Raw genomic sequence first — 21,142 nt, forward strand, 5'->3', positions numbered from 1 at the left:
TTGCGTGACGCAAACGTCGATCGGCAAGATTGCGTCGGCTCAACAGCGGTTCACCGCGCTCGGACCAGAATCGATCACATGCTTGACGCAAACGATGTGGGCGATCACCGGGCGAGACCGGAGGTGGCAGCGGTGGCGTCGGGTCCGGAGAGCGTCTCCGGTTTCGAGATCGAGGCGCTGCGCCGTGCGGGCGCGGTGGTGGTCCGGGTCGCCGGCGAGGTGGACCTGGCGGCCGTGCCGTGGTTGCGGCGCTTCCTCGCACGAGCCCTCGCGGACCGGCCCGCGCTACTGGTCGTCGATCTCAGCGGAGTCGAGTTCCTCGGCATCCGGGCGGTTTCCGAACTGGTGCGGGCCCGCCGTGCGGCGGGCGAGGCCACGCAGGTGCGCGTCGTGGCGCCCGGTGGTGCCAGCCTCCGGCCGCTGACGCTGGCCGGGGTGACGCGGGAGGTGTCGGTGACGGCGACGCTGGCACAGGCGCTCGCGGATCGGTGACGCGGTTTGCGGGGACAGTGGCCGACCCGGCCCGTACGCTGGTTGCGTGACGCAAACGAACGCGGCGGTGACGGAGACCGAGACCGCCCTCGCCGTTCTGCGGTCGATGGTCGGCATCGCCGACACGACCGTCGAGCGGGGGACCGCGGGGCTGACCCTCACGCAGTTCCGGGCACTGCGCGTGATCGCCGAGCGCACCCCGGTCACGATGGGCCGGGTGGCCGCCGAACTCGGCATGAACCCGTCGTCGGTGACCCGCGCGTGTGACCGCCTCGAGGCGTCGAAGCTGCTGCACCGGGCCCCGAACCCGCTGAACAAGCGGGAAACCCTGCTCGCGCCGACGGCGCGCGGCCGCCGGCTGGTCGACCGCGTCGACCACGACCGCAGGTCCGTTCTGAGCGAGGTGCTCGACCGCATGGAGCCCCGGGCGCGCGAGCGGCTGGCGCTGGTGTTCGGCGCCTTCGCCGACGCGGCCGAGGCCGTCCTCCATTCCGGGGACAACGCCGACCGCGGCTGATTGCGCTGTGCAAACGAAGTGTTTCCCCGCGGGGCGGCGGGGGTAACCGCCTGCGGTGCGACGAGACGCGATCGCCGATCCGTGGGGTGCCCGCACGCCCTACGGACCGGGACAGTCCTGGCCCGTGCGGGTGGACTCCCACCTCGCCGACGGCCTGACCGAGGACGACGTCGACCGGTGGGTCCCGACGGCGGCGGTCCTGCACTCCAACGGTGACGGCCTCGAACTGGCCGTCAAGGACGGGCGCCTCGTCGGCGTCCGCGGGCGCGCCGGGGACCGGGTCAACCACGGTCGCGTCGATCCCAAGGACCTCTACGGCTGGCAGGCCAACGCCTCGCCGGACCGGCTCACCACGCCGCTGGTCCGCCGCGACGGCCGGCTCGTCGAGGCGAGCTGGGACGAGGCGATGAAGCTGGTCACCGACCGCAGCCGCGCCCTGCTGGACGAGCACGGCCCCAGCTCGATCGGCTTCTACACCAGCGGCCAGCTCTTCTGCGAGGAGTACTACACCCTCGCCGCCATCGCCCACGGCGCGATCGGCACCAACCACCTCGACGGCAACACCCGGCTGTGCACCGCCACCGCCGCCGCCGCGCTCAAGGAAACCTTCGGCTGCGACGGCCAGCCCGGCTCCTACACCGACGTCGACCACGCCGACGTCATCGCCCTCTACGGCCACAACGTCGCCGAGACGCAGAGCGTGCTGTGGACCCGCATGCTCGACCGGCTCGCCGGGCCCAACCCGCCGTCGCTGGTGTGCGTCGACCCGCGGGACACCCCGGTCGCCCGCGCGGCCACGGTGCACCTGGCGCCGTTGCCGGGCACCAACGTCGCCCTGATGAACGCGTTGCTGCACGAGATCATCGCCCGCGACTGGGTCGACCACGACTACGTCGACCGGTGCACCGTGGGCTTCGACCAGCTCGCCGCGCTCGTCGCGGACTACCCGCCCGAACGCGCGGCCGAGATCTGTCGCGTCCCCGCCGCGCGCATCCGCGAGGCCGCCGCTCTGCTGGGCGGGGCGCAGCGGCTGCTGTCCACCGTGCTGCAGGGCTTCTACCAGTCCCACCAGGCCACCGCCGCGGCCGTGCAGGTGAACAACGTCAACCTCGTCCGCGGCATGCTCGGCCGTCCCGGGTGCGGGGTCCTGCAGATGAACGGGCAGCCCACGGCCGAGAACACCCGCGAGTGCGGCGCCGACGGCGACCTCACCGGGTTCCGCAACTGGGCCAACGACGCGCACGTGGCGGAACTGGCGAACCTGTGGAACCTCGAGGTGAAGCAGATCCCGCACTACGCCCCGCCCACCCACGCGATGCAGATCTTCCGCTACGCCGAAAACGGCAGCCTGCGCCTGCTGTGGGTGTCGGCCACCAACCCCGCGGTCTCCCTGCCCGACCTCGCGCGCATCCGCTCCATCCTGTCCCAGGACCGGTTGTTCCTCGTGGTCCAGGACGCGTTCCTCACGGAGACCGCGGCGCTGGCCGATGTGGTGCTGCCCGCGGCGATGTGGGGCGAGAAGACGGGCGTGTTCACCAACGCCGACCGCACCGTGCACCTGTCGGAGAAGGCCGTCGACCCGCCCGGGCAGGCGCGGCCGGACCTCGAGGTCTTCCTCGACTACGCCCGGCGCATGGACTTCCGCGACCGCGACGGGCAGCCGTTCCCGCCGTGGCACGACGCGGAGTCGGCGTTCGAGGCGTGGAAGCGGGCCAGCGCCGGCCGGCCCTGCGACTACACCGGGCTCAGCTACGGCAAGCTGCGTGAGCGCGCGATCCAATGGCCGTGCGACGCCGAGCACCCCGACGGCACCGAACGGCTCTACGCCGACGGGAAGTTCTTCGCCGAGGCCGGCTACTGCGAGGACTACGGGCGCGACCTGGTCACCGGCGCCCCCGCCGATGAGAGCGAGTACCGGGCGTTCAACCCGGACGGCAAGGCCATGCTCAAGGCGGCGGAGTACCTGCCGCCGCACGAGAAGCCGTCCGCCGAGCACCCGTTCGCGTTGATCACCGGGCGGACGATCTACCAGTTCCACACCCGCACCAAGACCGGCCGCGTGCCCGAGCTGCGCGACGCGGCTCCCGAGGTGTGGGTCGAGATGTCCGAACAGGACGCGAAGGCCCACGATCTGTCCGAAGGGGACCTCGCCGAGATCACGACTCCGCGGGGCGCGGTCCATGCCCGGGTGCGGATCGGCGGCATCCGCGACGGTGTGCTCTTCCTGCCGTTCCACTACGGGTACTGGGACACCGGCGACCCGTCCGGACGCGACGGGCACCGGGCGGCCAACGAGCTCACCGTCACCGACTGGGACCCGGTGTCCAAGCAGCCGCTGTTCAAGACCGCGGCCGCCGCGATCAGCCGCGCGAAGGGGGACCGGTGAAGATCGCCCTCGCCCTGCGCGAACTGCACCGCTCCGAGAAAGCGCTGGCGCGTGACCTGCTCAAGGTGTCCGACCGGCACCACGCCGAACCCGAGATCCACCACGTCGCCCGCGACCTGGCCGGCTGGTCCCGTGACCACGTCCGGGCACTCGCCGACGCCGGCCGCGCCTACGACCTGGACCTGGACGCCGACGTCGCCGAGCGGTCGGGCCCGCTCGCGCCCGTGCGCACCGCCGTGAGCGAGTTGCTCAGCTCCCGTCCCGAGCCGGGTGTGCTGTTGCTGGCCGACCTGCGCCGGTTGCACCGCGCGTGCGCCGGGGTGTCGCTGGACTGGGAACTGCTGGCGCAGGGAGCGCAGGCCGTCAAGGACGACGAGCTGCTGTCCCTGGCGAGCCGCTGCCACCCCCACACGCTGCGCCAGCTGAAGTGGACCAACGCGATGCTCAAGCAGCTCGCGCCGCAGGTACTGGCCGGCTGACACTCCAGCGACCCGGCCGACCTCTGGCAGGACGGGCGCAGCCGGGGTTCGGCGTTGGGCGATGGACCATGATCGCGGACTGGCGGGCCGGTGGGTGACGAGGACCAGCGGGTGTTCGCGGACGCGACCTACGGCCCCCCCCGGACGTCACTGCCCCTGGCAGGCCGCACCGATGTCGCCGGCGGCAAGGGCCGCCCGGCGTGCTCGGCCCAGCCGTCGATGGCGCTCGACGCCCGCACCGTCAGCGTCGAGGCCTTCCGCGGCGGCACCAGCTCGTCGAGCTCGCCGGCGGTGAACCCGGCACCGCCCTCGGCCTGTGGCTCGAGACCCCGGTCATTCGTCCACCCTCCCGATCATGCCGGGGAGGGTGCCCCGCGGCCGGGACCGGCCGCGTCCGTACTACTACGCATCCGCGGTACCCATCGTCGTCAGCTGGACGTTGTCGTGGCCGTCGGCGGCCGGTCCGGCGCACGGCGGAGCGCTCCGTACCGGGTGTGCGTACTTGCACGGACGCGGTCGTGGCAGGTGCGGGTCATCGTGACCGGCATGACGAAACAGGTTGTGGTGACCGAGCGGCGCAGGCTCACGGCGATCCGGGCGGCGTGGTTGTTCGACGGTGTGGGTTCGGCGCTGGTGGCGAATCCGATGGTGGTGCTCGACGGCGCCGCGATCGTGGGGGTGGAGTTCGGCGGGACGGCGCCGGCGGGGGCCGATGTCGTGGACCTGGCGGGCGCGACGCTGCTGCCGGGGCTGGTCGACACGCACGTTCACCTGGCGTTCGACGCGAGCCTCGATCCGGTCGCGCGGTTGGCCGCGCGGGACGACGAGGCGGCACTGGCCGCGATGGCCGAGGCCGGGCGCGCGTCGCTGCGCGCGGGGGTGACGACCGTCCGGGACCTGGGCGACCGGAACTACCTGTCGCTGCTGCTGCGGGATCGGGCGGACCAGCCGACGCTGGTCGCCGCGGGGCCGCCGATCACCAGCCCCAGCGGGCATTGCCATTTCCTCGGCGGCGTCGCTGAGGCGAGCGCGGCCGGGGTGCGGGCGGCGGTGCGCCGGCACGCCGAGCGCGGCGTCGACGTCATCAAGATCATGGCCAGTGGCGGGACGATGACGCCGGGCACGCGCCAGGAGTGCGCGCAGTTCGATCGGGAGGTGCTGCGGGCGGCGGTTGACGAGGCGCACCGGCACGGGCTGCCGGTGACGGCCCACGCGCACGGCACGCCCGCGATCGCGGACGCCCTCGCCGCGGGAGTGGACGGCATGGAGCACGTGACGTTCTGGTCCGCCGAGGGCATCGATCACCGCGACGACTTGCTGCGCGCGATCGTCGATCAGGGGGTGGCCGTCGGCGCGACGGTCGGGATGGTGCCGGTCGAGGGCGTGGCCGCGCCCGCCCAGGTTGCCCAGCGTCTGCCGGGCATCATCGAAAACCACCGGCGTCTGCACCATCTGGGTGCGCGGTTCGTCGCGGGCACCGACGCCGGGATCGGGCCGGTGAAGCCGCACGGGGTGCTGTCGTGGGCGCCGCCGATGCTGCGCCAGGTCGGTCTGTCGGCCGCCGAGTCGCTGCGTGCGATCACCTCGGTCGCGGCGGGAGTCTGCGGTCTGGCCCACCGCAAGGGCCGGATCGCGCCGGGCTACGACGCCGACCTGCTGGTCGTCGACGGCGACCCGCTCGCCGACCCTGCCGCGCTGCGCCGGGTGCGTGCTGTGTGCGCACGTGGCAGGTGGGTCGTGTGAGCTTCTGACCAGGTCTTGCGCTGATCCGGTCTTGCGCTGATCCGGCCGCCGGCCCGTATCGTTGCCGGTTATGCAGCTCGGGGAGGGCTTCGTCGGCCGCGGCGAGGAGTTGACCTTTCTGCGCGCCCGCCTGACCGAAGCACGGGCCGGGCACGGCCGGCTCGTGCTCGTGACCGGCGAGCCGGGCATCGGCAAGACCAGTCTGGCCCGGCGGCTCGCCGACGAGGCGGGCGTGCCGGTCGGCTGGGGGCGCGCCAGCGAGGACGAGGGGAGCCCCCCGTACTGGATCTTCCAGCAGCTGACCCGTTCGCTTCACCGCCGGTTCCCGATCGGCGGCACGGACGGGTCCGCGGAGGTGCGGTTCGCCGCGTTCGAGGCCTTCAGCGACGACCTGCGGGAGGTCGCCGCGCCGCGTGGCCTGCTGGCGGTGCTGGACGACCTGCAGTGGGCCGATGCGGCGTCACTGGCGTTGCTCGTGCACCTGGCTCGCGCTCTCGAGCGGGTGCCGCTGATGATCGTGGCGACCTACCGCGACACCGAGACGACCGGCCGCACCGCGTTGACCGCGGCACTCTCGGCGCTGGCACGTGAACCGGTCCTGAGCAGGATCCGGCTGGTCGGCCTGACCGAGCCCGAGGTCGCCGAGCAGCTCGCCCAGGTGCGCGACAGGCCGGTCACGGCCGAGATCGCGGCGCTGGTCAGCCGCCGGTCGGGTGGCAACCCCTTCTTCGTGGCCGAACTGGCCCGGCTGGTGGACACCGCCGGGAGCACGTTGCCCGACGGGGTGGTCGACACGGTCCGCGCGCGGCTGGCCCGGCTGAGCGAGCCGTGCCGCGAGCTCGTCGCGACCGCGGCGGTGCTCGGCAGCCAAATCGACCCGGCCGCACTGGCCGACGTGCTCGGCCGGCCGGTCGGCGACATCCTCACCGACCTCGACGAGGCCACGAACGCCGGCGTCATGACGGCGGGCCGGTTCGGGCACGACCTGATCCGCGAGTCCGCGCGGCTGAGCCTGCCCACCGCGGCGCGGCTCACCGCGCACGCCCGGATGGCGGCGTGGCTGGAGCGGCGCGACGGCACCCGGGTGTCGGAGATCGCCCACCACTGGCTGGAATCGCTGCCCGTCGGCGATCCGGTGCGGGCCGCTGACTGGGCGGAGCGGGCCGCCGACCAGGCAATGTCCCAGCTCGCGTGGGAGCGCGCGGTGGACCTCTACCGGCGCGCCCTCGACGCCGCGCCCGCATCCGCGGCCGACCGGGCGCGCCTGCGACGCCAGGAAGGGATCGCGCACCTGCGCGGCGGCGATATCAAGCACGGTTCCCAGGCTCTGGCGGCCGCCGCCGACGCGGCACGGGAAACCGGTGACACGGCCGCGCTGGGCGAGGTGGCGCTCGCCATCGAAGGTTTGTCCGACCCGTGGGGGACCTTCAGCGGCGCGAAGATCGCCGGCGAGGTGCTCGCGGCGACGCCACCCGGGGACGATCCGCTGCGGGCGCGACTGCTCGCGCTGCGTGCCGGGGAGGCGGGATTCCTCGGCGGCGACGACGCCGAGAGAGAATCCGCCGAGGCGCTGGCGATCGCGGAACGGCTGGGCGATCGCGAGGTTCTGCGTTCGGCGTTGCGCGCCCGCCAGATGGTCCGATCCTCGCCCGACGGTGTCCACGAGCGGTACGACCTCGCGCAGCGCATGCTCGCGCTCGGCGAGGAAGACGACGACCCGGACGCCATGCTGTGGGGCCGGTTGTGGCGGTTCGACGCGCTGCTGATGCTCGGCCGTCTCGACGAAGCCGAAGGCGAACTCCCGCCGATCCGGGCACTGGCCGAACGCCTCAACCGTCCGGTCGCGCGCTGGCACGCGCTGCGCAGCACCGGCGCGCTCGCCGTGGCCCGGGGCCGGTTCGCCGAGGCGATCGAGGTGACCAGGCAGAGCATCGCGATCGTCGCGGGTCGGGCACAGGTCTCGCTGGAGGGTGTGCCCTACACCGTGCTGGCCGCCATCGAGGCGCTCACCGGGCGCACGGATCTGGTGACACGGCCCATGCTGGAGGTGTTCACCCGCAGCGCGCCCCGGTTCACCGTGCACATCCAGGCCTCCTACCTGCTGCTGGCCGGGGAACGGGAACGGGCACGCGAGCTCTACGCCGCCGTTCCGTGTGCCGACCCGGTGCCGGTGCCCGCGACGCTGCCCGCGGCCGCCGTCGCCATCGAGCTGGGCGCGGAGTTCGGCCCCCCGGCGTCGGTTGCGAAGGCCGCGGCGATCCTGCGTCCGCACGCCGGCCTGTTCGTCACCGGCGGTGCGGGCACGATCCTGGTGACCGGCTCGGTCCGCAGGTACCTCGGGCTCGCCGCCGCGGCCACGGGACAGCTCGACGACGCGGTCCGCGAACTCCGCCTCGCCGTGGCGGCCAACGACGAGGCGGGCACGCCGCCATTCGCCGCGCTGGCACGCTTCCAGCTGGCCGACGCCCTCGCGCGCCGTCGCCGGCCCGGCGACGCCGACGAAGCCCAAGCCCTCGCCATGTCCGCGTCGTCGGCGGCGGCCCGGCTCGGGATGTCCCCGTTGCGGCGCGATGCGGACGCGCTGGCGGCCTCACTGCGCGGCGACACACCGGGCCCGCTCACGCCCCGTGAGCGCGAAGTCGCCGCACATCTCGCCGACGGCCTGACGAACAAGCAGATCGCCGCCCTCCTCCACATTTCCGAGCGCACCGCGGAAAGCCACGTCCAGCACATCCTCACCAAGCTCGGATTCACCAACCGAGCCCAGATCGCCGCCTGGGCGGCCACGAAACGCTAGCCGGATGAAGCGTCCAGGTCGAGCGGTAGGTCGGGCGAGGACGGCGTCACCCTGCAGGTGATGTGCTCCAGCACGTGCGTTCCACCCCAGGAACGGGGTTGGCGTGCAGCATGAAGGCGCTGTCGACGTGGTCCTCGCGCGGTTCGCCGATCCAGTGGTCCCGGTCCCGGCCGGGTGGCTGCACGTCGAACGGTTCGCCCCGACACCTGGGGAAATCCTGCAGCCGCGCTCACAGCGACCGACTCGTCCTGGACCTGTAATTCGCTTGTCCTCGTCGGGCCGGCGGAACTCGGTTGCACCGCCTGTTGCAGGACTCGGCGATCGGATCGGTCCGATCACCCTCTACGACGTCGGCGGCAGTGGCCGCTGCCTCGGCGCGCCGGTGAGCACCGAGGCTGCCTTCAGGATCTGGTTCGCCAGCCGCAACTCACGCACCTCGCGTGCCCGCTCAGCGATCGGCGCGAACCTGCGATGCGGGTCCGGTTCGCGTCTGCGGGTTGTCGCGACGGGCACACCTCGGCGGGTTCTCGAACTGAGCGGTCTCGCCGACACGCTGCCGGTCTTTCACGACCTGCGGCACGCGCTACCGCCTGGCACCTGATGTGCGAGATCTTGCGCACGCCCTGCGCTGCCTGGCGTTGAGTTGCGGTTTCGGCGGTTGGCCAGCAGGGTAGTCGCGAACGGCCGCCTTGAGCAGACAGGGCGGAGTTGGGATGACGACGTGCCTATGACTGTTGAGCCACCGCTGACGTTGGACCTCGAACCCGGCCCTGTGCCGCCGCTGGTGGCGGTGCGGCAGTGGGCGGCGAGAGCGTTGTCCGACCTGGGGGAGGATCACCTGGTCGCGGTGCAGTTGATCGCTACCGAGTTGCTGACCAATGCCTACGAGCACGCCGGCGGCGCTCACCAGCTGCGGCTCCGGCGGGACCGGGAGCCCTGCCGGATCGTGATCGAGGTGGACGACGGCAGCACCGTGCAACCCGCCGTCGTGCGGGAGGCTGATCCGCGGGCGCCGGGTGGGCGTGGGCTGGCGATCATGGACAAGCTGACCGGCGACTGGGGCAGCCGGCCCCGCCCAGGCGGAGGCAAGACGGTGTGGGCGACGATCGACTGCACCAGCTACCCCTGGGAGCCCTGCCCCTGACCTGATACTCGGCAGCCTCGGGAGCCACGCGATCAGCGTCGCCGGCTCGTGGTGAGCCGTCGCTGCCCATTTTGGCGGTTCGCACGTCTTGTCTTTTTCGCCCCTTGCGGTCGTCGTTGCCGCTGCCCGGATCAGGTGCGCAGGGTCTGGGACGGCAGTTGTCCGTAGCGTTCCCGGTAGGCCGCCGCGAAGCGGGGCACGTGCCCGAATCCCCACCGGAAGGCGATGTCGGCGACCGAGAGGCCGTCGCCGGGGACTGCCTTTTGCAGGTCTTGGTGCGCGCGAGAGAGCCGAACCCGGCGGAGGTACTCCATCGGGGTGAGCCCGAGGTGTTCAGAGAAGGCCGCCTGGAGGGACCGGACGCTGGTTCCGGCGACCCGGGCAAGGTCGGAGACGGTGTGGGCGGCGGCCGGGTCGGCGTCGATCACGTCGATCACCCGCGACAGCATGCGGGGCCGGGCTGGGCGGGCGGCGTCGTGGAGCAGGCGGTCGGAGAAGTTGTTGGGCTGGGCGGTGAGCAGCTGGCCGACGACCAGCTCTTCCAGCGGGCGCAGGACGAGGTCGGGGGCGCCGGAGTCGACGGCGTCGCGCAGGAGCAGCACCGCCCGAAGCCAGTTGCGGCCGGGGGAGCCGGTGAGATCGAATCCGACGGCGAAGTGCACCGCCTCGTCGGGCGGGACGCCGAGCGCCGCTTCGACGGTGCGCTCGACCACGTGCCGGCTGACCTTGACCGCGAGCTGGGCGCAGTCGGCGCTCCATTGCATGCTCGATTCCTCCGTGGGGGTGAGTACCGCCGCCCGCCCGGAGCTGGACTCGATTTCGTCGGGTCCGCACTGCGACCGGGTGTGGCCGCGGAGCGGGACGTTGATCTCGTAGTAGGAGCGCAGCCGGCCGGGGCGGACGACGACCTCGGTGCCGTGCCGGATGTCGGCGACGGTGATCGAGTCGGTGCGGCGCGCCCGGAGCGCGACGTCGAGGTCCTGGCCCGGGCCGACGACCTGGAGGGTGTGCGGGCTGAACACCTGCGAGATCTCCTGCTGGGCCTCTTCCCGGTCCGCGGTGCGCACGACGTCGGTCGACCACCTCGGCGAAGTGCCGGGCAGCGGTCGGTTCGGTGTCGCAGTCATGGTGATCACCTGACGCAGTCGTCGTTGTCCACGTGGTGACGGGGCGTGGTTCAGAGTGCCCCGGAGAGGAAGGCGTCCGCAAGCGCGGCGAAGGCGGCGGCGTGTTCGATTTGGACCCAGTGCCCGCAGCGCGCGAACACGTGCAGCTGGCTGTTCGGGATCAGGTCCAGCAGCCGATGGCTGGTGGAGAGCGGGATGACCTGGTCGTCCCGGCCGTGCACGAGGAGCGTTTCGTGCGGGAGCGCGGCGATGGCGTCCTCCGGGACGGCCATGGCCGCCACCTTGTCCTGCCGCGGCGGCGGGAACATGGCCGCGTACGCTTCGTGCACGCCGGGGCGGGTCGCGGCGCGGTAGCGCAGTTCGGCGAGTTCGTCGGTGGCGAACCGCGGGTCGTGGGCGAACACGTCGAGCAGGCGCCGCATGTTCTCCACGGACGGCTCGAAGCCCCAGACCGCCTCCAGTCCCGGGGTGATCGGAAAGTGCACGCCGACGCTGCCCATCAGCACGAGCCGGTGCACGCGGTCCGGATACCGGGTGGCCAGCCGCAGCGCCAGCGAGCCGCCGAAGCTGTTGCCGACCACCGACACCCGGTCGAGACCGAGCGCGTCGAGGAAGCCGACCAGGTGATCCAGCCAGCTCTCGGCGTCGTAGACGGCCGCTTCGGGTCGTTCGGTATAGCCGAAGCCGAGGACGTCCGGGGCGAGCACGCGGTGCCGCTTCGCGAGTTCGGGAAGGACTAGCCGCCAGTTCGCCCACGCGGAGACACCGGGGCCGGAGCCGTGGATCAGCAGCACCGGATCGCCGGATCCCTGGTCGTGGTAGTTCGTCGCGACGCCGCGGACGTCGATCGTCAGGCCGAGCTCGGGTGATTCTCCTGTCATCGCAACTCCCTCGTCGCTTCACCAGCGGTCGCTTGCTGCGAATCTGACACGCACGCGAACCGCCGGGCAACGGGTCGCGTGCTGTTCGACACAAATGCTTGCGCGAACCGGATGGGCCTCGCGCGCAACGGATCGAATCCGGCCTGGGCACCCGCTTACAGTCCGTCGGACAGTGCGAACGAATCGACTCGACGACGAGGCGGCGGTGCCGATGAACGACCAACCTGAGGTTTCCGGCGCGGTGCGGATCCTTCCCGCCGACGTGCGGCTCACCGTCCGCAACGGAGAAACGATCGTCGATGCGGTCCGCCGGGCCGGGTACCGGACGCGTTACTGCTGCCGGCGAGGCGGCTGCCGGGCGTGCAAGGCCGATCTGGTCGAGGGGCAGGTCCGCTATCCCGTCCCGATCGCCGAGTCCGTACTGAGCGCGGAAGAGCGCGCCGCGGGCAAATGCCTACCCTGCCGGGCACAGCCCGCTGGTGAGGTGGTCATCCGACTGTCCGAAAAGGACACCTTGACGCGGGTCTTTGGAACTTTCCGGCCCGCCAGCTGAAACCGGGAGCGAATATGGGTGTGATCAGACTCGGGTACGTCCACGTGCGAGTCACCGACTTGGCGGGCTCGGCCGAGCACTACCGCGAGACCCTCGGCATGGACCAGGTCGCCGAACAGGACGGGCGGCTCTACCTCAAGTCCTGGGACGAGCACGACCACCATTCGGTCGTGCTCGAGGAAGGCGGTGTCGGCCTGGTCAAACTGGGCTACAAGGTCGAGAAATCCAGCGACCTCGACGAATTCGAACGCCGGGCGGCGTCGTTCGGCGTCCGGGTGGAACGAATGAGCAAGGGGGACAACGAGGGCGTCGGCGACGGGCTGCGCCTGACCTTGCCCTCGGACCACACCCTGGAGCTGTACAGCGACGTCGAGTACCTCGGCAACGCGACCGGGAACTGGAATCCCGACCCCTGGCCGCGTTCGGGATTGCGCGGCATCGGCGTGCCGCGGCTGGACCACACGCTGATCACGACCGAAGACCCGGCTTTGCTGGAGCGGTTCTTTTCCGAGGTGCTCGGGTTCCGGGCCGCGGAACGGCTGGTCGCCGGCCCGGACGACGACCAGCTGGTCGGATCGTGGATGTTCTGCGGCGAACAACCCCACGACATCGCGTTCGTCAAGGGGGAGCAGGGAAAACTGCACCACTTCGCGTACCACGTCGACGACTGGAGCACCCTGCTGCGCGCCGGTGACCTGTTCTCGATGCACGACGTGCCTGTGGATTTCGGCCCGGCCCGGCACGGCATCACCCGCGGCGAAACGATCTACTTCTTCGACCCGTCGGGCAACCGAAACGAGGTTTTCGCCGGCGGCTACCGCACCGGCCCGGACTTCCGCACGATCACTTGGACGATGGACAACGCCGCGAGGGGGATCAACTACACCCATCGCGAACTCGACCCCGACTTCCTCAACGTTGTCACGTGACCGGCGACCGGACGGGAGAAACGACATGACCACCATGCGCGCTCCGGACAAAACCCGTCGGCTCCGGACGGTTCTCGGCGAGTTTTCCACCGGAGTCACTGTCGTCACCTACCGCGACGCCGACGGTCAACCTCGAGGCGCGACCATGAACTCGTTCACGTCGGTGTCGATGGATCCGCCCTTGGTGCTCGTGTCCGTGGCGCGCCAGGCCCGGGCGTGCGCAGGCCTGGCGGACAACGAGTTCACCGTCAATGTCCTCGCCGCCAACCAGCTCGACGTCGCCCTGCACTTCGCCGGAAAACCGCGGAACGGCCCGATTTCCTGGCACGAACCCGAATCCGGCCCGCCGCGGCTGACCGGCGTCGCGGCATGGCTGCAATGCCGGCCGTGGCGCACCTACGACGGAGGCGACCACGTGCTGGTGCTCGGCCGGGTCGAATGCCACGACGCGCGCCGGCTGGAACCGCTGATCTTCCATCGCGGCGAGTTCCGCCGCTCCGGCCTCAAACTGCTGCAGTTGCCGCGAACTGTGAACTTCGACGGCACCGCGGCCGGCGTGTGGGTCGGCCGGGTGCATGAGCTGCATGCCTTGTCCGACGCGGGAAACAGCGGCGAGCCGCTCGACATCTGATTTTCGAAAGAACTGGAGAACACCGTGAAAGTCACGTACTTCCAGCAGGTTCCCTACCGCCATCTGGCCGACGACTTCGAGCAACGGTTCGAATCCGTCATCACCACTCCGTATCACGAAGTCACCGAGCCGCAGCACGTCGCCGCGGCGTTCCGCGAGGCGATGGACGAGCTGATGCACGCCGCCCGCGCGGGATTCGACGGGCTGGCGGTCACCGAGCACGGCCAGAGTTCCTACGACATGGCACCCAACCCGGACATCATCGAATCCGCTCTCGCCTACGCCACGGAAGTCGAGAACATCGACACCGCGATCTACCCGGTCGGCCGATCGCTGGGCAAGAGCCGGGAACCGCTGCGCGCCGCCGAGGAACTGGCCATGATCGACTGCCTGTCGAACGGCCGCCTGGTCAGCGGGTTTCCCGTCGGCCTCGCCTACGACGCCAACCTCAACAACGGCGTGCCACCGGCGCAGACCCGGCAGCGGTTCGACGAAAACCTCGAGCTGGTGCTGAAAGCGTGGACCCACCGCGGCGGCGCTTTCCCGTGGAACGGCAAATTCGGGCAGTATCCGGGAGTCAACATCTGGCCGCGGCCGCTGCAGCAGGCGCCGCACCCGCCGGTGTGGATCACCGGGATCGGCAACCCGCGCACCATGCAGATGACGCTCGAGCGGGAATTCGGCTTCAACTACTTCGGCTGGTTCGGCCTGAAGGTCACCGGCCGGCGGATCTTCGACCGGTTCTGGGAAATCGCCGACCGGCTCGGCAAGGACGCCAACCCGTACCGGCTCGGCTTCATGCAGACGATCTGCGTCGCCGACACCGACGCGAAGGCCGAAGCCCGTTACGCCAAGCACGCCGAGTACTTCTTCCGCAAGGGCATCGGTTCCATCCCCATGGAGCGCCTCGCGCTGCCCGGCGGCATCGACATCCGCGGGGTGGAAGCGATCATGCGCGACCCGGGCGACTTCGGCATCTACGGCAAGATGCGCACCGCGAGTTTCGCCGAGCTGGTCGACGCCGGCTCGGTGATCTGCGGCTCGCCGGACACCGTCGCCGAGCAGTTGCTCGCCTATGCCCGCGAGTACCGCATCGGCAACCTGCACGCGATGCTGCAGTTCGGCTCCATGCCACACGAACTGGCCAAGGACAACATCGACCTGTTCGCCAGCGCGGTCATGCCGCGCCTGCAGCAACTGTGGACCGACGAGCGCTACCAGCACCACTGGTGGCCCGAACGACTCGGCGGCACGCCGCTGGCCGATTCCGCCCGCCTGACAGGAGCCCTCGCATGACCAGCACCCTCGACCTCACCGAGAAGACCGTCGACGTCTGGGACGGCGAGATCAAGCTGCGCGTCAAAGTCGCCGGCCAAGGCCCCGGCCTGGTCTACCTGCACCCGGCCGCGGGGCTGGCATGGGACCCGTTCCTGGACCGCCTCGCCCAGGACTTCACCATCTACGCCCCCGAATTCCCCGGCACCTCGCCCGCCGACCCCTACGCCGTCCACAAGATCGACGACCTGTGGCAAGTCGTGCTCATCTACGAAGAGGCGATCCGCAAACTGGAAATCGGCACCCCTGTCCTCATCGGGCAGTCCTTCGGCGGAATGCTCGCGGCTGAACTGGCCGCCGCCTACCCCGACCGGTTCTCGCGGCTGGTCCTGCTCGACCCGATCGGGCTCTGGCGCGACGAGCACCCGGTCGCGAACTGGATCGCCGCCCCGCCTGCCGCGCTCCCGGAACTGCTGTTCGCCGACCCCGGAGGGGAGGCGGCGAAGGCGATGCTGACGCCGCCGGAAGACCCCGAGGACGCGATCGCCGTGGGCGCGGGTCTGGTCTGGGCGCTGGGCTGCACCGGCAAGTTCGTCTGGCCCATTCCCGACAAGGGCCTGGAACGGCGCCTGCACCGGATCAGCGTGCCCACCCAGATCGTCTGGGGCGAGCACGACAAGCTCGTCCCGGCCGTCTACGCCGACGAATTCGCCGCCCGGATCACCGGAAGCAAGGTCGCGATCGTGCCCGGCGCGGGGCACATCCCCCAAGTCGAAGCCACCGACGCCACCTTCGCGCTAGTCAACGGATTCCTGCATTGACCCAACCGGCGCTCTGAGCGGGGCCGCTGAAGCGCACGGAGCATGGTCCGCGACGACTGTGCTCTGTGCGCCCCCGGGCATGAGGAACCGGCGTTCGGCACCTGATGGAGCACCTAGCCGGTGAGGGTATCCGTCGACGGACACGCAGAGGATCCGTCGGCAGGACGGTCGCCAAGCATCGGGTCAGCTGACCGCGCACGCGACGCCGCGGCGGTTGTCCGATCCGCGCGACCCACATGCACCGAACGAAACGCCCCTGGTCGGAATAGAACAACACCCACCGGGCACAGCACTCTTGACCAGCGGGGTCATGGCTGCACCCGCGTGCGCAAAGACGAACCGTCGGCAGTCACGGCGTCAGGGCAAACGCTGGTCGACGTAGATCACAGCGAGCTCCGCAGGGTCGGCCGCCGACGCAGTAAGATCCGGCCCCTGCGGCAGATCCGCCTTCAGTGTCCGGAATCCCTCGACCGCCACGCTCCAAGGCCTCGCGGCGGCCGGCGAAATGCCGGTACAGCGCCGTCTACGAGACGCGCGCCGGGCTCCGGTATGCATAGCGAAGGTGCTCGCCCTGCTCCAGGTGCCGATCGCCGCTTCCGACCTGCGAATTCGTTTCCGAGTGGCAGCGGATCCGCATCCCGAATGCGACACACAGGATCAGGGCGTGTCTGACAAATGTTGTGCTTGGCGGCTGGGATGCTGCTGGTTGTGTCGCGGTTTCGGTTGCTGTCGGATGAGCAGTGGGCGTTGATCGAGGACTCGCTGCCGGTGCGGACTGGTAAGCCGGGCAGGCCGTTTGCGGACGCGCGGGCGATGGTCGAGGGCATCATCGTCCGGTATCGGTGCGGGATCGCGTGGCTGGATGTGCCGCCGGTGTTCGGGCCGTGGCAGACAATCTGGACCTGGCACCGCCGGCTGGCCGGTGAGGGCACCTGGGATGTGGTTCTGCAGCGGTTGCTCGCGGCGGCGGACGCAGCGGGCGAGATCAACTGGGGCATCTCGGTGGATTCCACCATCGCTCGAGCGCATCAGCACGCCACCAACATCACCCGCCACGCTCCCGGGCTTCGTCGAATGACACGAAACCCGGGAGCGAGCCGCCTGACCATGCGCTGGGCCGCTCACGGGGTTTCGCGCGCGAGGAATACGCTGTGTCACCGCGGACCCGAATCGGCCGTGTCCGCGCTGGTCCTCCGGTCACACGGGGCACGGACAGACGGTGCATCGGGGGCAGGAACATCGGTGAATCCCCGGCCTGCCTCACCGTCAGCAACACCACCAGTGGCCGCCCGTTCCCATCGACGAGTTCATGAATCGTGGTCGACAGCCCACCGGGTGTGACGTCGAGGCGGCACCAGCGGCAGACCGGGCAGGGGCCGCTGCCCTCCAGTTGGCAACAACAATCCGGCGGTAAGAAGCTGGCCTCACCATCCGTTAAGCATGAGTGCAGCTTGCACCGTCGAGCAGGCATCGACGACATCGCCAAGTCCGAACAAGTCAAGGACCCCGCGCACGGCACGGCTTGGCACCACGCCCACACGCACGCCCCGAACATCGCCTTCCCGACGGGCTTCGAGCAGGGCGGTCAAGCCCGCGGCGCCGAAGAACCGCACCCCTGACAGGTCGAGCACCACCGCCTCGCGGCCCAGCCGCAGGGCCCGCCGCAGGTGAGCGGTGAGTGCCGGCACGGTGGCGACGTCGATCTCACCGGCGATTCCCAGCATGATGAGCCCGGATGCTCGGGATTCCTCGATCGTCAGCGCCGGCTCCCCGGGCGCAGCGCTCACGTCGCTGTCAGACATGCTCACCTCGCCCTCGGTCGCCAGCACCACACCGTGCGCAACGCTCCTCGCCGGTGCATCGTAGACGCATCGGGGCGATTCGGACCCAGTCCGCCCGAACGGATGCGTGTTGGGGCCGAGAAGCCGCGCCAGAACGGCTGCCCGCTCCGTTCCGGAAGCGCGGCTTCCGGTGCGATTGGGGGGCGCTCGCACCGGAAGCCGCTCTCGCCACCGCGCCGAGGGGGAGGTGCGCAGTGGTGAGTCTGATCCGTTCCCTCCGATGAGCACAGGGAACAGCCTGTGACCTTGGATCGGGCCGGCAGACCGGTCCGTTACAGCGCCGCCAAGCACTGCCCACGGCGGACCAGGCTCACCCTGGCCGCGCGGGGTCCCGAGACTCCCCGCCCGGGGACTGGGGCTTGCCGACATCGGCTCGTGCTGCGCATCCGCACGATGTCGTGAGCGTGGATCGCGGGGCCTGCTCAGCAGTGCCGGCCCGCCCCAGGGTCAGCAGGGTCACCGGCGCAGTGCGCGGATGATCAAGTGGCCGACGACCGCGTACACCAGGGCGGCGAGACCGTAGTTCATGATCACCCCGATCAGAGCGTCGTCGGGCGTGAACACGTCTCCCAGGCCCAGCACCAGAGTTTTCGCGAGAACGTAGACGGCATGGACGAAACCGTTGTGGTGGTTGGCATCCAGGATGACGAACAGCACGTGCAGGGCGAACACCGTCGTCACGAGCCCGACAACGACTCGAATGATATTCGCAATCGTGTCAGCGCTGCGCTCACCGCGGCGATCCCGATCGCGATACTCCTGTCCCTCCGGATAGTGCTTGTTGTGCGTATCGTGGGCGGCCGTCGTAGTCCCCGTGCGGCTGGTAACTCATGGGCGCGAAGTCTCGCAAGCAGATTGGGAAAAAACAACCCTCTCGTCCGTCCGAACAGGAGGCTGAAGGCTGTACAAGGCATCCGGCCAGGCATAACGGAAGCAATCCGACCTGCAAGCGAGGAACGATCTTTGTGTCCTCCCGCACAACGAGACAACTGCCGGCGTCACCGGTCCAGGTGCAGGTTGGACAGTTTCACGAGGGCGGCTCGGCCGGGTAGGATCCGGGCGCACGCGACGGCCATTCGCTGCACGAGAATCCAGGCGACGATCCCTGCGCCGAGGCACGCGGCGAGTACGGCGGGGGGCGCGAAGTGCGGCAGGAGGGCCGGGAAGACGGCGTAGTGCGTGAGGTAGATGTAGAGGGACGAGGCGGCAAGCAAACCGGCGGCGCGGGCGGCCGGGCGGGGCAGGCGGATGCTGGGCAGGAACATGAGCAGTGCGAGCCCGCCGTACACGACGAGGTTGCGCCCGGGTTCGCCGAAGTAGCCGGGGACGAGCAAGGTCATCACCGCCAGGACGGTGAGTTTGCGGCTCGAGGTGCTCGCGCGTTGCGCGAGCCAGCCGAGAGCGAAGAACCACGCCGCACCGTGGGTGGTGAAGGCGCTTTCGGGGAAGCCATGAGCGTCGTCGGCGAACAGGCGTGCCAGCAGGGCGACACCCAGTACCGCTGCCGCGGCGCCGAACCGGTGCCGTTGCTCGAACCGTCGGACCGCCGGGATCGTGAACAGGAGCGCGAGCAGGAGCAGGGTCTGGACGAGGACTTCGATGAACCAGTACCCGGTGGCGCCGCCGCGCACGTAGTTGTTGATCAACAGCACATTGGACAGCCGGACGTCGTCGCTTGCCTGGGTGCGCCAGAGCAGCCACAGCACCGCGGGGACGGCGATGCGAGCCGCGCTGCGGGCGATCCGCGCTCCGCCGGCCGGCGCTGACAGGAGGAACCGGGCGAAGGTCCACCCGGCGACGGCCAGCAGGAGGTGGGCGCCGCCGCGGAGGTGCAAGGCTCCGATGTGGGTTCCGACGACCAGGGTGATCGAGACCGCGCGCAGCAGGATCTCCGTGTCGATCGGGGTGAGGCGGCGCCGCCGGGGCTGCCGGGCCGACAGGGCGCCGACGGAGGTGGTGGGCCAGTCCGGCGGGAGGTGGCCGAGCACGCGTTCGAGCGCGAGGGCGGTCGGGATGTAGGTCAGGGAGTCGCCGCCCAGGCCGACGAAGGTGTCGCCATCGGTGATCCGCGTGCCGGGGAACGCCGCGGTGAAGACCGCGCGCACGGACCGCGGTGTGCGCTCCGACGAGTCCGCCCGGTCCGCGTGGAGGCTTTTCAGCAGCTGTGGGTAGTCGACTTTGCCGTTGCCGAGCCGGGGAATTTCGCCGAACTCGCGCACCTGCAGGCAGTGGACGGGAAGCCGGAGGTGATCCGCCATCAGGTCGCGGACGGCGGTGGTGTCCTGGCCCGCGAGGACCGCGACGATCAGCGTCTCGTCGGTTCCGGCGCACGCCGCCTGGTATCCCTTGTCCCGCAGCAGATCCTCGGCGCGGTCGAGGTCGACCCGATGCCCGTACGGCTTGATGATCCTGCTGCGGCGGCCGATGACCTCGTACAGCCCGTCCGGCGTCCGCCGGGCGAGGTCTCCGGTGGACAGTGCGGTGGTCGTGCGGCCCAGCGCGAGGTCGGCCGGGCTCTCGGCGTACCCCAGCATCACGTTGGGGCCGTGGTAGATCAGCTCGCCCTCGTCGGGGTGATCGGAGGGGGCGAGGTCGAACGAGCCGCCGGGGACCGGGATCCCGATCGCCGCGGGATGCGAGGTGGCGAATTCCGGTGGCAGGTAGGCCATCCGGGCGGTCGCCTCGGTCTGGCCGTACATGACGAAGAATCGCCAGCCGCGCCCTTCGCCCAGCTCGGCGTAGGCCCGGACCCGCTCGGGTGCCAGCTTCCCGCCGGCCTGGGTGACGTAGCGCAGACTCGGCAGGGTCATCCGGTCGAACCCGACCCGGTCCAGCAAGTCGAAGGTGTGTGGCACACCGTGCAGGCTCGTGCCCTCGTGCCGGCGGAAGAACGTCCAGAACTCCGGCTCTGCCACCGAATGCGGGTTGAGCAGGATCGCCGCGCCTCGCGTCAGGTTGCTGTTGACGACGGAAAGGCCGTAGCAGTAGTGCATCGGCAGGGACAGGACGGCGCGGTCGGTGTCGCGGATGTCGAGGTAGCTTGCGATGGCGTCGGCATTGGACTGCAGGTTGGCCGACGAGAGCCGGACCAGCTTGGGGGAACCGGTGGAGCCCGAAGTGGACAGCAGCAGGGCGAGATCCGGGTGGAGCACGTGTGCCGCACCGGACCGCCGTTCCCGCAACCGCCACCCCTGAGGGGTCGGGCCGGCGACGACGTCCGGGTCGTAGCGATCGATCAGGGTGTCGAGGTGGTGCTGGTTCTCGCCGTCGGCGAGCAGGACCGGGTGGCCCCCGTGCAGAGCGGCGAGGTAGGTCACGAGCGTGTCGAGGTCGCCTGAGGTGGCAACGAGAACAAGGCGGCGAACGGGTCCCAGCCGGGCGGCCGCCGCGGAAACGCGCGCCGCCAGGTCCAAATAGGTCAGCCTCGAGCCGTCCGGCGCGACGACGGCGATCTTCTCGCCGTGGGATCGAAGGCTGTGCACGAAACGCAAGCTCTCGCCGGTGAGGAGCTGACCGTCCATCGCAC

The 21,142-nt window shown here is 70.5% G+C and carries 18 protein-coding genes; 13 read left to right on the forward strand and 5 right to left on the reverse strand.

The genetic code is table 11. The annotated features are described in order from the left end of the window. Window positions 1–132 precede the first annotated feature (132 nt). From IE290_RS00375 to IE290_RS00405, 7 genes are all read left to right on the forward strand, one after another. Window positions 133–492 (forward strand): STAS domain-containing protein, encoded by a 360-nt coding sequence (locus tag IE290_RS00375; protein ID WP_191242472.1) that lies wholly within the window; start codon window positions 133–135, stop codon window positions 490–492. 46 nt (window positions 493–538) lie between these two features. Beyond that, on the forward strand, window positions 539–1,009 hold the full coding sequence (locus IE290_RS00380) for a MarR family winged helix-turn-helix transcriptional regulator (protein ID WP_229873975.1): 471 nt from the start codon (window positions 539–541) through the stop codon (window positions 1,007–1,009). A 55-nt stretch (window positions 1,010–1,064) separates the two neighbouring features. Further along, entirely contained in the window at window positions 1,065–3,395 is a 2,331-nt protein-coding gene (locus IE290_RS00385) for a molybdopterin oxidoreductase family protein (protein ID WP_191242473.1), read from the forward strand. After that, window positions 3,392–3,874, forward strand: a complete 483-nt coding sequence (locus IE290_RS00390; RefSeq protein ID WP_191242474.1) for a hypothetical protein — start codon at window positions 3,392–3,394, stop codon at window positions 3,872–3,874. Before IE290_RS00385 ends, IE290_RS00390 begins: the two co-directional genes overlap by 4 nt. Window positions 3,875–4,420: 546 nt before the next feature. After that, window positions 4,421–5,617, forward strand: a complete 1,197-nt coding sequence (locus IE290_RS00395; protein ID WP_191242475.1) for a metal-dependent hydrolase family protein — start codon at window positions 4,421–4,423, stop codon at window positions 5,615–5,617. Window positions 5,618–5,687: 70 nt separating this feature from the next. Next, entirely contained in the window at window positions 5,688–8,414 is a 2,727-nt protein-coding gene (locus IE290_RS00400; protein ID WP_191242476.1) for an ATP-binding protein, read from the forward strand. A 727-nt stretch (window positions 8,415–9,141) separates the two neighbouring features. Next, window positions 9,142–9,558, forward strand: coding sequence for an ATP-binding protein (locus IE290_RS00405; RefSeq protein WP_191242477.1), 417 nt, complete (start codon window positions 9,142–9,144; stop codon window positions 9,556–9,558). Window positions 9,559–9,689: 131 nt separating this feature from the next. On the opposite strand, the gene IE290_RS00410 is transcribed toward IE290_RS00405, so the two are convergent. Both IE290_RS00410 and IE290_RS00415 read right to left on the reverse strand, forming a co-directional pair. Further along, on the reverse strand, window positions 9,690–10,685 hold the full coding sequence (locus tag IE290_RS00410) for an AraC family transcriptional regulator (RefSeq protein ID WP_191242478.1): 996 nt from the start codon (window positions 10,683–10,685) through the stop codon (window positions 9,690–9,692). Window positions 10,686–10,735: 50 nt separating this feature from the next. After that, window positions 10,736–11,566, reverse strand: a complete 831-nt coding sequence (locus IE290_RS00415) for an alpha/beta fold hydrolase (protein ID WP_191242479.1) — start codon at window positions 11,564–11,566, stop codon at window positions 10,736–10,738. Between the two features lie 172 nt (window positions 11,567–11,738). Between IE290_RS00415 and IE290_RS00420 the strand changes: the two genes are divergently transcribed. From IE290_RS00420 to IE290_RS00445, 6 genes are all read left to right on the forward strand, one after another. After that, entirely contained in the window at window positions 11,739–12,119 is a 381-nt protein-coding gene (locus IE290_RS00420) for a 2Fe-2S iron-sulfur cluster-binding protein (RefSeq protein WP_229873976.1), read from the forward strand. A gap of 14 nt (window positions 12,120–12,133) precedes the next feature. Further along, the gene (locus IE290_RS00425; RefSeq protein WP_191242480.1) at window positions 12,134–13,048 is read left to right on the forward strand and encodes a catechol 2,3-dioxygenase; all 915 of its coding nucleotides are present in this window, start codon (window positions 12,134–12,136) and stop codon (window positions 13,046–13,048) included. A gap of 25 nt (window positions 13,049–13,073) precedes the next feature. Further along, complete coding sequence (locus tag IE290_RS00430; RefSeq protein ID WP_229873978.1) at window positions 13,074–13,679, forward strand: flavin reductase family protein; 606 nt, start codon at window positions 13,074–13,076, stop codon at window positions 13,677–13,679. A 24-nt stretch (window positions 13,680–13,703) separates the two neighbouring features. After that, complete coding sequence (locus tag IE290_RS00435) at window positions 13,704–14,975, forward strand: LLM class flavin-dependent oxidoreductase (RefSeq protein ID WP_191242481.1); 1,272 nt, start codon at window positions 13,704–13,706, stop codon at window positions 14,973–14,975. Next, window positions 14,972–15,775 carry an alpha/beta fold hydrolase gene (locus tag IE290_RS00440; RefSeq protein ID WP_191242482.1) on the forward strand — a complete coding sequence of 268 codons (804 nt, stop codon included), beginning with the start codon at window positions 14,972–14,974 and terminating at the stop codon, window positions 15,773–15,775. The genes IE290_RS00435 and IE290_RS00440 overlap by 4 nt, the downstream gene beginning before the upstream one ends. A 696-nt stretch (window positions 15,776–16,471) precedes the next feature. Beyond that, entirely contained in the window at window positions 16,472–17,116 is a 645-nt protein-coding gene (locus IE290_RS00445; protein ID WP_191242483.1) for a transposase, read from the forward strand. Between the two features lie 83 nt (window positions 17,117–17,199). Here IE290_RS00445 and IE290_RS00450 read toward each other — a convergent pair whose 3' ends face one another. The 3 genes from IE290_RS00450 to IE290_RS00460 form a co-directional block, all read right to left on the reverse strand. Then, window positions 17,200–17,607 carry an STAS domain-containing protein gene (locus IE290_RS00450; protein WP_191242484.1) on the reverse strand — a complete coding sequence of 136 codons (408 nt, stop codon included), beginning with the start codon at window positions 17,605–17,607 and terminating at the stop codon, window positions 17,200–17,202. A gap of 465 nt (window positions 17,608–18,072) precedes the next feature. Further along, window positions 18,073–18,297: a hypothetical protein gene (locus IE290_RS00455; protein WP_229873980.1), complete on the reverse strand. Its 225-nt coding sequence runs from the start codon at window positions 18,295–18,297 to the stop codon at window positions 18,073–18,075. Window positions 18,298–18,614: 317 nt separating this feature from the next. Beyond that, window positions 18,615–21,137, reverse strand: coding sequence for an AMP-binding protein (locus IE290_RS00460; protein ID WP_191242485.1), 2,523 nt, complete (start codon window positions 21,135–21,137; stop codon window positions 18,615–18,617). Window positions 21,138–21,142 lie beyond the last annotated feature (5 nt).

This window comes from Amycolatopsis deserti, assembly GCF_014653945.1.
Classification (GTDB): Bacteria; Actinomycetota; Actinomycetes; order Mycobacteriales; family Pseudonocardiaceae; genus Amycolatopsis_E; species Amycolatopsis_E deserti.